General features: G+C 36.2%; 11 protein-coding genes and 1 tRNA gene. 4 read left to right on the top strand and 8 right to left on the bottom strand.

Annotation, left to right across the window (positions count from 1 at the left end):
• The coding region (locus E1171_RS24320; RefSeq protein ID WP_222931541.1) for a hypothetical protein at window positions 1-207 on the top strand (207 nt) is incomplete at its 5' end.
• A 4-nt stretch (window positions 208-211) separates the two neighbouring features.
• Here the strand turns inward: E1171_RS24320 and E1171_RS18705 are convergent.
• The gene (locus E1171_RS18705) at window positions 212-1573 is read right to left on the bottom strand and encodes a S8 family serine peptidase (RefSeq protein ID WP_155207585.1); all 1362 of its coding nucleotides are present in this window, start codon (window positions 1571-1573) and stop codon (window positions 212-214) included.
• A 485-nt stretch (window positions 1574-2058) separates the two neighbouring features.
• On the bottom strand, window positions 2059-2529 hold the full coding sequence (locus tag E1171_RS18710; RefSeq protein ID WP_155207586.1) for an Lrp/AsnC family transcriptional regulator: 471 nt from the start codon (window positions 2527-2529) through the stop codon (window positions 2059-2061).
• A 186-nt stretch (window positions 2530-2715) separates the two neighbouring features.
• On the opposite strand from E1171_RS18710, the gene E1171_RS18715 reads away from it, so the two are divergent.
• Window positions 2716-3957, top strand: a complete 1242-nt coding sequence (locus E1171_RS18715; protein WP_155207587.1) for a cystathionine gamma-synthase family protein — start codon at window positions 2716-2718, stop codon at window positions 3955-3957.
• A gap of 65 nt (window positions 3958-4022) precedes the next feature.
• Here the strand turns inward: E1171_RS18715 and E1171_RS18720 are convergent, their stop codons facing one another.
• Entirely contained in the window at window positions 4023-5612 is a 1590-nt protein-coding gene (locus E1171_RS18720) for an MFS transporter (RefSeq protein WP_155207588.1), read from the bottom strand.
• A 570-nt stretch (window positions 5613-6182) separates the two neighbouring features.
• Between E1171_RS18720 and E1171_RS18725 the strand changes: the two genes are divergently transcribed.
• A complete protein-coding gene (locus tag E1171_RS18725; protein ID WP_155207589.1) occupies window positions 6183-9017 on the top strand; it encodes an MBG domain-containing protein in 2835 nt (944 codons plus the stop codon).
• A gap of 73 nt (window positions 9018-9090) precedes the next feature.
• Here the strand turns inward: E1171_RS18725 and E1171_RS18730 are convergent, their stop codons facing one another.
• The 5 genes from E1171_RS18730 to E1171_RS18750 form a co-directional block, all read right to left on the bottom strand.
• Entirely contained in the window at window positions 9091-9507 is a 417-nt protein-coding gene (locus E1171_RS18730) for a nuclear transport factor 2 family protein (protein ID WP_155207590.1), read from the bottom strand.
• 119 nt (window positions 9508-9626) lie between these two features.
• Window positions 9627-9713: transfer RNA gene (locus tag E1171_RS18735), tRNA-Leu, on the bottom strand.
• Between the two features lie 175 nt (window positions 9714-9888).
• Window positions 9889-10290 carry a hypothetical protein gene (locus E1171_RS18740; RefSeq protein ID WP_155207591.1) on the bottom strand — a complete coding sequence of 134 codons (402 nt, stop codon included), beginning with the start codon at window positions 10288-10290 and terminating at the stop codon, window positions 9889-9891.
• 122 nt (window positions 10291-10412) lie between these two features.
• Window positions 10413-11327 carry a T9SS type A sorting domain-containing protein gene (locus E1171_RS18745; protein ID WP_155207592.1) on the bottom strand — a complete coding sequence of 305 codons (915 nt, stop codon included), beginning with the start codon at window positions 11325-11327 and terminating at the stop codon, window positions 10413-10415.
• Window positions 11328-11696: 369 nt separating this feature from the next.
• Window positions 11697-12359: a hypothetical protein gene (locus tag E1171_RS18750; RefSeq protein WP_155207593.1), complete on the bottom strand. Its 663-nt coding sequence runs from the start codon at window positions 12357-12359 to the stop codon at window positions 11697-11699.
• Window positions 12360-12918: 559 nt separating this feature from the next.
• Between E1171_RS18750 and E1171_RS18755 the strand changes: the two genes are divergently transcribed.
• Window positions 12919-13642: sensor histidine kinase (locus tag E1171_RS18755; RefSeq protein ID WP_222931542.1), on the top strand; the 724-nt coding region annotated here is incomplete at its 3' end.

The raw sequence follows: 13642 nt of genomic DNA on the forward strand, positions 1-13642 counted from the left end.
TTTTGGAATAATGCAGAAGATAGAACCGAGCAGGTAAGTGGGGAGTGTTGGATGGCTAAAAGTCAGTCGGTTTCTTTTAATATAGCTTCTCAAAATCGGGAGAATCCGATCATGTTTATCAAAGAAAAAAATAGGCTGCCTTTTTGGGCAACCTACTTTTTAAGGGAGATTTTTATGTTCCTTCTAAAAAAATATTTTTTCAGGTGATAATTTACCTATGTGCTATTGGTTCTTGGATTCCGTCCGGATCAGGACGATAAACTGATCGTTTGAAGATATCTGTCTCACTGTAATTTCCTGTGGCCCTTCTTCCTTTTACCTCCCAATAAGCGTCCGATGCAAACCCGTCAGCTGTAGGATTTCCTAAAAGTAAAATTCCGGCAACATGTGGTGAAGCCATTGAAGTTCCGCTAATGGTATTATATCCACCTCCTGGCCAGGTAGATTTTACCTGAAAACCTGGTGCTATATAATCCACTGGACTGCCATAATTTGAAAAGTAAACGAAAAAGTCTCCTTCTGCTAGGGCTGATATGGTGTAAATGTTTTGATGGTTATTGTGAGCAGGTGTATAGAGATCTGAATCGTCGTAAGAGTTTCCAGCAGCAATAGCTATTTTGACACCTAATGATGCAAGGTTCATAGTTGCAGCATCTGTTGCGGGATCAATAAAAGGTGTTTCTGGCCCTAAGCTCATATTTACAACGTCCCCAGCATCTCCATTTGCGGCTATGTAGTCAAGCGCTGCTACTGTCCATGAAAAATCTCCAGTTCCATCACTGCCCAATACTCTCAAAGAAACTACTGATGCGCCTGCTGCTACACCTACTACTCCAAAATCATTGTCAATCGCCGCAATTGTACCAGCCACATGTGTTCCATGGCCATTTGCATCATCAGGAGAATCATCTCCAGTTACAAATGATATACTTCTGTCTCCATCAACATTGAGGTCAGGGTGATCCATGTCTATTCCACTATCAATTACCCAGGCCGTTTTGCCAGTACCATCACCTGATCCCCCCACTCTTGTAATTCCCCAAGGAATTTCTTGACTTGAAGAAGTAGCAGCTCCTTCTACACTTGGTTTTGCTAAAGAGATAATTTGATCTTGGATAATGTGAGCTACCCGAGGATCTTTTCTCAGTTTAGCAACTTCTTTTTTGGATAAATGGGCGGAGAATCCTTCAAATGCAAATGAATAAACGTTTTGAATAGCATTATTATCAAAACCGAATTGGAGTTCGTTTGACAGGTTTATTTGATCTTTGATCTTTTTAATTTTTGAAAAATAGGCGTTTTTCTGACCTCCCTTTTTTACCCTGTCTCGTACATTTGAGGCCTCTTTGAGGTTTCCAAATGTGCCTTCATTTAAAATAACAATGTAGTGTCCTTCTTTTGGTCTTCTAGAGTTGGTAACAACCCTAGTATCAAGTTCAATAGAGGAAAATTGCATTTGACTACTGCTAGAGGATACACTCTCTGGGTCAGCAGGAACTTCATCGTTATGCATTTCGCAGGAGGCGAATAGCAAAACAAGAAAAATGAGTAGTGGGTTAAAATTTACCTTCATAATTTTTAAGGTTTAAAAAGTGAAAAATAGATTATATAAATATTAAAAAACTTATTAAATATAAGATTTCAAAGATTAAAAATCTACTTTTTTGGTAGGGAATGGAATAATATTTTGAAAATATTTATTTTTTACAAATAAATAACTGAATTATTCAATTAAATATAGTTTATGGTTGGCCTGGGGTGGTGTGTTGTTGGATAGAAACTAGAATTCATAAATTGGATATTCCTAAGTTGTTTTACTGTTTCCTCCTATTAAAATGAAGATATTTCTTTGTAAAAGAAGACAGCTCGTTTATTCAAGTTTAGCGGTTGTTCCTATTTGGAAGGTGGGTGGAAAAAAACTAGGGAATATTCTTATTATACTTTTGCTGAAAAAAAAGCTTCCCTAGTTCTTATAAATGGGAAATTAAAATTAATTGCCAGAGGGGGGCAGTATTATAATTTATAAATAGACCTAAACTAATTAATGGTTTGTCCTAATTATTCAATTTTAAGAGGAAATACGGTTGATCGTTTTACTTCATTTAAGACAAAGGTACTTTTGATTTGGGCTACATTGGGCAAAGCTGCTAACTTACCGGATGAAAACTGATGGTAAGCATTTAGGTCTTTTACCACTACTTTTAAAAGGTAGTCATTTGAACCTCCCATAAGGTAACATTCGATCACCTCGGGAATATTGGTAACTGCCATGTTAAATTCATCTATTTTTTCCAGTTTTTGGCTTTCTAAGGAAACAGAGCAAAAAACAACCATGGAGTTGCTTACCTTTTTCCTATTGAGTACCGCCACGTATTTTTCAATGATCTCTTCCCGTTCATATCTTTTAATCCTCTCATATATGGGGGTTTTAGTCATCTTTAATTGACTGGCGATTTCCTTAACGTTTAATTTAGAATCTGCCTGTAGAAATTCTAGTAATTGTCGATCTATATTGTCCAATTTGGTCATAGGAAATATTCCTTTTTAAGTTAATTTATCAAGGGTTTAAATATTATTATTCCTGAATTTAACTAAAAAATAGGAAAATTCACTAAATTAATGTGATGATTTAGTGAGTATTCCTGAGTATTTTATTTTTGTGGTGAATTTAAAAATAAATTTCCACTGATTTCTGAATGTAAAATTCTCATTAATATGAAAGATACTCTTCATCCGGAAAGTCTTATGATGACCTACGGATACAAGCCTGAATTATCAGAAGGTGCTGTGAAGTCACCGATTTTTCAAACCTCTACTTTTGTCTTTCAAACTGCCGAAGAGGGGAAAGCTTTTTTTGAGATTGCTTATGGCCTAAGGGAAAAAGCAAAGGGAGAGGAGTTAGGTTTGATTTATAGCCGAATCAACAATCCCAATTTGGAAATATTGGAAAACCGATTGTGTCTTTGGGATAATGCAGAGGATAGTGCTGTATTTGAAAGTGGTATGTCTGCTATTAGTACCGTCCTATTGGAGTTCTTGAAGCCAGGAGACCTGCTTTTATATAGCTGTCCAACCTATGGAGGCACTGATCATTTTATCCATCATTTTTTAAAAGAAATTGGTGTGGATAGTATTGGTTTTACTCATGAACAAGATAAAAAAGAAATAATTCAACTCATCAGGGAGTCTGGAAAGGAAGAAAAGTTGGCTTTCATTTACTTGGAAACTCCTGCAAATCCTACTAACGATTTGATTGATATTTCGGTTTGTCGGGAGGTGGCCGACTATTTTAGTAATCCCGATAAAAAGGTTAGAATTGGAGTAGATAATACTTATATGGGGCCACTTTGGGCGCATCCTCTTCAACATGGCGCTGACTTGGTGATTTACTCTGCTACTAAATATATAGGCGGACATAGTGATTTGATTGCAGGGGCTGTTTTGGGTAATGCGGAATTAATACAAAGAGTAAAGGTATTGCGCACCTTTTTGGGGAATATGGCAAGCCCTCATACCTGTTGGTTATTGCTGAGAAGTTTGGAAACCTTAAAAGTTCGCATGGAACAACAAAGGAGAAATGCAGAACAATTGGCCCACTTCTTAAATAATCACCCAAAGATTGAAAAAGTATATTATTTAGGACTTATTGAAGAGGGTACTAAAGCATTTGAAATCTATAAAAAGCAATACACATCCCCCGGAGCAATGCTTTCTTTTGAAATTAAGGGGGGAGAAAAGGAAGCTTTTTATTTTCTCAATCAATTAAAATTGATCAAGTTGGCGGTTAGTTTGGGGAGTACCGAAAGTCTAATCCAACACCCTGCCACCATGACCCATGCAGGTGTCAATCCCGAAAGTAAATTGAAAATGGGAATTACAGATAATTTAATTCGGCTTTCTGTTGGTGTGGAACATTACGAAGACCTTATTGGAGATATTGAGCAAGCTTTGTCATAATCTGGGCTTAATTATTTATGTGAAGAGACGCAACTTTTTGCGCCTCTTCAATTAATTTTTCCTTATCAGCTATTGACTACTAACTTTTCTCTCTTCACTTTTAATTTATCATCCACTTTTATTTCTTCCCTTTCTTCCGGTACTTTCAAAAAGAGAAGGCAATACAGAAAACTTAAGGCTGCCCCTCCTGCAATTATAAAGAAGAAAGTTTTGGCATCGACTAAAGAATAAATAACCAGGTAAATAACAGCTCCAACATTCCCGTAGGCTCCAGACATTCCTGCAATTTGGCCAGTTTGTTGTTTATTGATCATAGGAATAATAGCAAATGTAGCACCTTCAGCCCCTTGAACAAAGATGGAACAAGCTACGGTAAGCACTACGGCTACCGCTAGCCACCAAATGCCATCAAACATGGGAATGATTGTTTGCTCTCCCCCTACCAAAGGTCCGAATTTACCTATATTGGCCATTCCCAGGAATCCCAATGCAATCCCCAGCATATAAATTAGCATGGTTCTTTTACGGTTCTTCATCTTATCAGAAATTAATCCCCCCAATGGACGTGCAAATAAATTGACAAAGGCAAAGGAGGCCGCAATTAAACCTGCTAAGGTGGCGGTCATTACTGGTGAGCCTTCCGCATTGGTGAGATTTTTAAAGGTGGACTGGAAGAACATAGGTAGCATGGATACAACTGCCAATTCTGCCCCAAAATTTGCAAAATAAGTGCTGTTTAAGGCTGCCACACTGCCCCAATGGTATTTGTCTTCTGGTTTTACGCCTTTTTTGAGATGAGGAATATTTACCCCGCAAACCTTAATAACATGTAGAACATATAACAAACCAATAATGCCATAGATTCCGTATAGCAAATTTGTAGATAATAAAGGAGTTCCTCCAACATTAACTTTTCCTACCTTCCAGGCCAAAACGCCCATAGCTCCGATTAACGGAAATGACCAAACTAGGTATTGAAGCAAGTCCCCATAAGAGGAAACTTTCATAGGCTCTGTTTTTTTAGCCATTTTCATCTTTTGACCTTCGGGAAAGTCTTTGACCAAAAAGTAATAGGCAAAACCATAGATTAAACAAACTATAGCATTTAATGCTAGGGCATATCGCCAACCCTCTGCTAGTCCTAAATAATCATCAAAGAAAGTAAGAGCAATCCAAGGTAAGGTAACTGCAGCAAATGCAGATCCAAAATTTCCCCAACCTGCATAAAAGCCTTCTGCCCGGCCTACCATGTGGGTGGGAAACCAGTTAGCCACCATTTTGATACCTATTACGAAACCTGCTCCTATAGAGCCAAGAATCAATCGGGAAACTAACAATTGAATAAAAGAATTACCAAAAGCAAAAAATAAGGCGGGAATGGCCATGAGTACCATTAGAGCAGAAAATACTTTTCGGGGTCCGTAGCGATCAATCAAAGCCCCTACAATAATTCGGGCTGGGATGGTAAGGGCCACATTACATATGGCTAATACCTTGATATGCTCCTTTGTTAACCAATCCACGTTATTCAACATGGTAGAAGCCAAGGGTGCCATATTAAACCATACAAAAAAGGTCATAAAAAAAGCAATCCAGGTGTAATGCAATACCCGGATGCGCTCCTGTTGAAAGTCTAGTAATTCTGGGCGTGCCATAGGTTCTCTATTTGAGTAAATAAATATTTTGTACCCAAAATTAGGTTTGCCGGCCTCTCTTTAATAGGATATAAAACAGCCTCTTTCCTGAGATTTGTCATGTTTGTAATCTCACTTATTAGCATCTATTCATTTCCTTCATTTTTCATCTTTTACCTTTCATTCTCTTCTTTACCCATCATTTTTCATTAATAGGGAGAATTGTTTATTAGAAAATATAAGAACGAAAGAGAAGCAAGAATCCATGGATTTAAATACCCTCTTTTTATTGGCTTTTATATTACTCATTCTAAGAGCTTTTTTTAAATCTTTTTAAGGAAAACAACTCGAATCAATTTTGTTTGAATAGCTTAAATTTTTATAAATAATTTAAGGATTCTGATAAGTGACTTAGTTTATTACTGTTTTTTATGAATTAATGCAATTTTATTACGCAGGTATAAAAGAGCTAAAAAAGAGCAGTAAATGAGTTTTTAATTTATGAATTTGTTTTAGATCCCTCTTAGATTATTGCAAGACCTTCATTTCATAGTTAATCACTATTTATTATCCTAAAAACCCTCATATTGTATGACTAAAAAACTACTAATTATTGCCATGGGATTTGTGCTTGCCCATTTCTCATATGGACAGCAGAAGCATTTAATGAGTGCCTCTGTCCTCACTGTTTGTAATGGGACCTATTTAGATCCTGGAGGGGAAAATAATTATCAAAATAGTGTTGATATTACCCAATCTATTTATCCATCTGAGGAAGGTAAAATTGTCCAGCTGGTTTTTAGTTCTTTTTTCGTGGAAGAAGGTTGGGACTTCCTTTCCATTTATGACGGTCAGGATAGTAATGCCCCTTTAATTGGAACCTATACAGGCGGACTTGCTCCTTTTACCGTTTATGCAAATAACCCTGCGGGAGCATTAACCCTGCGTTTTTCTTCAGATGATATTAAAGCAGAACCTGGTTGGGAGGCCTCTTTATCTTGTTTGTTCCCCTCTCCCTTAAATTTCTCGGCCAAATTAGATGGTGGTGCAAATAAAATACTGTTGAACTGGGAAGAAGCATCTGAGCGTGCCTTATTCCTTGAGTGGGCTACTAAGTCAGATTTTAGCAATGCTGAGGAAATTTCTTTGGCCTCAGGTACTCAATCATATACGCATGAAAACTTACAGAAAGGTGTTACTTATTTCTACAGACTAAGGACAGAGGGTAGTGTTTTTACTTCTGTAGTTTATAAGAGATTATTCGACGCTGAGGGTTTAGTTGGCGGTGTATTGGGTGAAGAGTACGAAGTGTTGGTTTCCATTTTCATGGCTATGGGAGGAAATAGTTGGGTCAATCATTCTAATTGGTTAGAGGGGGAGGTGAAAGATTGGTATGGTGTAACTGTAGATGAAAAAGAAAAAAGGGTGTCTTCTCTAAATTTGATTGAAAATAATTTGAGGGGTCCAATTCCCTCAAAGTTAAATCAGCTCACCAATTTGACTACATTAAATTTGAGTAAAAACTCTTTATTAGGATCAATTCCCCCAGAATTAAACCAGCTGACCAATCTGTCTATTTTAGATTTAAATAGTAATTTTTTAAATGATACTATCCCCCCAGAATTAAGTTTACTGACCAATTTGACTGTTTTAAATTTGTCTGAAAATAGTTTTATTGGTTCTATTCCACCAGAGTTAGAGAAGTTGACGAAATTAAAAACTTTGTTCTTGGCAGCTAATGTATTGGGTGGTTCAATTCCACCGGAAATAGGTCAGTTGACTAAATTAGAAACTTTGAATTTGTCTGAAAATAGGTTGACTGGTTTAATTCCACCAGAGCTAGGGAAGTTGACGAAATTAAAAAATTTGTTCTTGGCTGTTAACACATTGAATGGTTCTATTCCTTCCGAAATAAGTAAGTTAGCGAATTTAAAGGAAATGAATTTAGAAGATAATTCTTTAAGTGGTCCGATTCCTGAAGAATTGGGCTCTTTAAATCAATTAGTAGATTTAAAATTAGGGGAGAATTTGTTTACCTATTTGCCCAAATTATCCAATTCCTTTAAGGCCAAAATTGATATTTCACGTAATAAACTAGGCTTTGAAAGCCTTCAAAATAATTTGAAGATAATAAATAATATTAACTATTCTCCTCAAAAGGAGGTGCCTCTTTCCGTGGATTGGAAGAAGGAAACCCAAGAAATTTCATTAAGTGTGGAGGTAGATGGGGATGGCAATAGATACCGGTGGTTTGCAGATAATACTGCGCTTGATGAAACAACCAGTTCAGTTTATTCCGGGTCCACGGAAGGCGTTTCTAATTTTCATTGTGCAATTACTAATGAGGCCATTGAAGGATTGACGATATATTCTTTTGGGCTTGAAATGGATTGTCTCCTTGATAATCCATTAGAAGTGGGAGAGGGTAAAAATCAAGCCTCTACCACACCGTCAAATTATTGGTTTCAAGCCCCAGCAGATGGGGAATTAACTATTTCCTCTGTGGGTTTCACTAAGGAGGATACACATTTATCCCTTTCTCTAGGTTGTGGAAAAGGTAATTTTGCTGAGAATGATGATTATGGGAATCTATTTCAATCCTATCTGAAAGTTTGGGTTAATAAAGGGGAAAAGATATATATAAAATGGAGGGAGTATGAGAATAAAAAAATTTCTTTTGATTGGTCCTTAAAATTTAAGGCAAAAGCTTCAATAAGTTTAGGGAATAATAATTTTACTTATACCGGACTTGAACAAGTGGTTGATTTCAATTCGGAAGCTTCGGTTTCTCCCGATGCTTTGGAGATTTTGTACGATGGAAAGAAGAGCCCTCCAGTGGTGGTGGGAGAATATGCTGTGAAGATCACCATTTTAGATGAGGAAAAATATTTTCCTGAAATGGTGAGTGGAAAATTAAACATTAATCCGGCAGACCTGATTATAACCGCGAATAATTACACCCGCTACTTTGAAGAAGAAAACCCTAAATTTGAGGGAACAGTAGAAGGGGTGGTAAATAAGGAAAATATTACCGCAACTTTTAGTAGTACTGCCAATATTTCATCTACTCCAGGAGAATATCCGATCACTATTAGCCTGAATGATCCTAAAGATAAGTTGAAGAACTATACAGTTACCAAAAATGAAGGGGTATTAATTATTAAATCCTATCTAGGGATGGAGGGAGAACAGACTTTTTCCTTTGAAGTAGGACCTAACCCTGCCACCTCCCAATTATCAGTTAGTTGGGGAGAGTTCCAAAACTGGAAGTTTAGTGTATATAATATTGTCGGTCATGAATTGATGACGCATAGCGGGCATGGAAAAGGTATGAAATTGGATGTATCGAATTTGGCTGCCGGTGTGTATATGTTGCAATTACAAATTGGAGAAAAGAAGACAAACCTTCGTTTTGTGAAACAATAAATTCAATGTTTATTATTAAATAACACCCTCCAAGAGATTTAAATCCTTTGGAGGGTGTTATTATCATTTTTTTCTACTTCCTCATTCTCCTTTCAGGAACTGCATCCCGATACACATGCCAGTCATTTATCTTGTTGTTCTTAAATGTACATTCTACAGCCCATTCGTGACTTCCTTTTTGTCCCGTAGTTGGAGAGTGGTAATCTGCACGGCCAAAGAATGCAGCTTTATCATCCTGCATAATGGTTTTATCCTCATTTATGGTGAAGTGGTCCACAGTAAATACCCTTTCCAATCTTTGTAGGAAGTTTTTTACTTGCTCCTTTCCTTTGAGACGGCCGGTGCTTCTCACCTCAGCAATGGCTATGCTAGTGGAAGGTTCGTGCCAATTTATGTCAGGGGTTAAATTATCCAGGAGATGTGGAATATCTCCCTTTTCAAGATCGTTTAATACCTGATGAAAAATTTCATTTTTCTTTTTGTTATCCATTTTTGCTATTTCTTAGTGAAAAAATGTTTTTTGGATAACAATTGTAATCTTTGATGGGTTCTAATTCTTTAGGTAGGTGAATAAAAAAAGCCTCATACAGAATGTACAAGGCTTTTCTTTGGTGCGCACGAGAAGATTCGAACTTCCACGCTCATAAGAGCACCACCCCCTCAAGATGGCGTGTCTACCAGTTTCACCACGTGCGCATTTTTTGCAGAAACAACGATTTTGCTTCCTAAAGGTCTGCAAAAGTATAAAGGTTTTTAGTTTTTGCAAAACTCAAATTCGTAAAAAAATAAAGGCTTATTGCTGTTTTTCAATAAGCCTTTGATAGTAAACAGGTTGTTGGGTTGAAATTTATTTCAACCTAAATGGAGGTTTCTAATATCCTCCTCTTCGTCGTTCCCTTTGTTGTTTTCGCATCTGCTCCTTCATTTTTTCCCATTTTCCCCATTGCTCCTCATCCAACACCTCCTTTAGTTTTTTGTCTTTCTCCATTTGAATTTCTTGCATTCCGGTACGCATTTCTTCTCGGTTTCCCTGGCTTTCTTGCATAAGGGCCTGTGTCTTTTCAGCGGACTCCTTATTGATTTGCATGACCTCTTCAGCTTGCTCCGGACTTAAATCTAATTCTTTGGTCATTTCTTTAGTTTGTTTTTTAGCAATTTCCTCCGGATTTCTGCTCATTCCCCCTCGTTGGGCAAATAAAGTAGAAGCGGAAATGCCAAAAATTAAAGTCAAGAGAAAAAGAGAACGGATGATTAATTTTTTGTGTAAGTTCATTTTTTTGTTTAATGGTTAAGTTTATTGTCCCCATTTGAGGAAAGATTTCTTTCTTTTTCTAGTGCTGGTCTTTTAATTTAATCATTCTTTTTAATGACTCAAAGGAACTTACGTTATAGAATTTATTGACGGATAATTCGGTGTTTAAATTTATTGGATGGCGTAATGATCTCCACATAATAGGTTCCGGGCTGTAGTTCCTCCATATTCATGGAAAATTCATGTTTTCCGGCTTCTTCCAATTGATTTTTTACTATCCTGATTTTTTTTCCTTGATCGTCATATAGATTGACGCTTACTATACCTTTTTTTTGAAGTGTATATTTTAGTGAAATTTGGTCATTCATGGGGTTTGGAAAAGCCTTTGATTCTTGATGAAATCTTTCTCCTCTTGTTTCATCATTGTCTTGTTGAGGATCCAATAGCAGAAATCTTGTAGGTTTGAGAAATGTTCTAAGTCCTTTAACACTATGTGGTTTACCTTTTCTAAGCGCTTTTGATTTTCCTGCCTGGAAATCTCCTTTTTCCGTTTTATCATGGTTTTCTCCTCTCAAGGCTTTCATTTCTTTACGCCATGCCTCGGCCTGTGGTTTAATTTCTGAGAGAAGGTTCTCGATTTCTTGCTCGTGTCGATCAGCAATTTCAAAGGCAGCCATTTGGATCTTCCGCCTTTCTCTCATTTTCTCCTTTCGAAGAGCCTTTCTTTGGGTTCTTTCTTCTTCCGAAAGGTTAATGGGCTTGCTGTTTCCTTCTTTTCGATTGCTTTTTTCAAGTTTTTGTTGTTTCCGGAGAGAAGCCATTCTTTGGCGAAGTTCATCAATACGGGTTTGTTCCTCTGGGCTTAGGAATTGATCCAGTTTTGCCCTTTGAGCTTTTAGTGTGGGGAAGACGGTTGTTTTTAGATAATTTCTTACCGCTTCATTTTTATTTTCTCCTCTTCGTTTTTCCTGGGCATTACTTGGATGAAGGGTCAGGAAAGCCAGAATAATTCCTAATAGGAGAAGATTACTTTTTGTATTGAATAATGGTTTTTTCATGGTTTTTGACTTTTAGGTAAGATTATAATATGATAATAACATATGATAGAAGTGATTTGATTATTAATTATAGAAGGGATGATCCGCGGAATTCATTTGTTCTAAAGTATTATTATGAAGCCTTTTTGGATCGAATTTTTATTCTGAGGTTTAACCGAGAAATTCTCAAAATGTTAAGGAGAACAAGAATTTATATGGATTTCATCCCTTGCTCTCCTTTTTTAGCCACCTCCCAGACACTTTTTATTTTATTGCTTTTTGGGGTTATGTATTTAAGCAATTTATATTGTTGAAATAAGTGGTAGATAAATTTGATCAACATTATAGTTTTGATTCCTTGAAATCAAATACCTATTAAGGCAGAATCCTTTAGCTATCCTGTTGCAGATCAAGAAGTATAAAGCGGGCAGGGTTGGACCAAGAATTCATTCCCCTACGTTGTCCATTTTTCTTTTTTCGGAATTTTCCTTTTCTCTTTTTATGGTCGTTTTGCATCTCTGATTTTTCCCTTTTATGTTCCCTGTTTTCACGGTTTTCTTTATGCATAGCCTGGAGGTCATTTTTCCACTGTTCTTTTTGCGGTTGGATTTCCTGGTATAATGCATCGATTTGTTCTTCGTGATTATCCGCAATCTTATAAGCCTCCATCATTATTCTCCTTTTTTCCTTCATTTGGGCTTTATGTTGGGCCTTTTGATCTTCGGTTAATTCAGGTCTTTCTCCTTTATTGCCCTCCGATTTAAGTGCTTTTAACCTTTTTCTGTGCTCTTTTTTCCCCTCTTTAAGAGTAGCAAGTCTTTGTTGTAGATTTTTTACTTGTGCCTTCTCCTCAGGGCTGAGAAAATCATCTAGTTTCTTTCTTTGTTGTTGAATCACCGGATAAATGTTTTCTTTATAATAAGCTTTTCTCTCCGCTTTTCCGTCTTTGTTGTTTTTTGCATTTGCGGTCAAGGTTCCAGTAATGATAAAAAGTGATGCCAATATCCCAACAATCAGCAAACTCATTTTTCTTCTTAACTTTTGATTTTTCATGGCATTTAATTTTTTAATTGTCAATAATCATTATTTGAATCTGTAGCATCTATCACTTCTGATTTCGGATGCCAATTCTACAATTCTTAAATTGAATAACTCAAAGGTGGGGAAAAGGAAAAAATCTAAATAATTTATTCAACCAATGATTAATAAAAATCAACGTTTGTAATGGAAAGCTCTAAAAGATTATTTTTGAATTAAATTTCTTTAGATCGAATGGTTTATTGAGTGCCCATGATAGTTGGTTGATTCTTAAGAGGGATTGATTGAAATAAATTGTCAGAATGAGTCAGTCACCTTATCTTGCTTCCCATAAGATCTTGTTTATGGAAGTTTATGAGAGTGTCAATTGGAGTTATTGGGAGAGGGAAGGAACAAGAATTATCAATTCGTAAGCAGAAGTTTAAGGGAAGGAAAGTGACTTAATCTGCAGAAAAACAGGTCTTACCCATTAAAATAATGATGGTAGAAGTGTTTTAATTGAGAGCATGTCTTAAAATTTTCTCCCTGCTTAAAATCCCTTTGGTAAACTTGCTCTTTGTTAAATTTTTTAGCTATGATTCCTATTTATAGAAATTATAAGAATATTTTTCTTCATTTTCTTTTTTGGCTGGGTTACCTGGCTCTGATGACTACCATTTTTGCTAATCGACTCCCTTCAAATGTGGCCCTGGGTTGGACATTGAGCTTTATGGTGCCCCAAATAATTCTGGCATATTTGAATATGGAGGTTTTTATTCCTCGATTTTTTAGCGAAAAGAAATATCTGGAATATTTTCTGTTGGTCTTGTTTTCTTTGGTGATCATTTACTTTATTCATGATTTTATAAGTGATCGAATTATTTTACCTCACCGACGAATTCCTCCAATTTTTGGAGAGAACTCGGGTTTTCGGGAATTGCCTAGAAAAATTCGAAAATTCTTTTTCCTATCTAGGAATGTGTCTAGTTTGAACATGCTGCTAACCCTGGCAATTTTATTTCTTTCCACGGCTTTTAAGGTTTCAAAAATTGCCTTGATGAAAGAAAAGGAAGCTGCTCAATTGAAAAGTGAAAATTTAAATGCTGAATTGAAGTTCTTAAAATCCCAGATTAATCCACATTTCTTGTTTAATGCCTTAAATAATGTATATGCATTGTCAGTTATTAAATCAGATAAGGCTCCGGAAATGATCCTAAAATTGTCCGATATGTTGCGGTATATTTTATATGACTGCAATGAGCAAAAAGTATCCCTGGATAAGGAATTAAACTATATTAAAAATTACATCAGCTTACAAA

Origin of the sequence: Xanthovirga aplysinae (genome assembly GCF_009711365.1) — a bacterium.
GTDB classification, from domain to species: domain Bacteria; phylum Bacteroidota; class Bacteroidia; order Cytophagales; family Cyclobacteriaceae; genus Xanthovirga; species Xanthovirga aplysinae.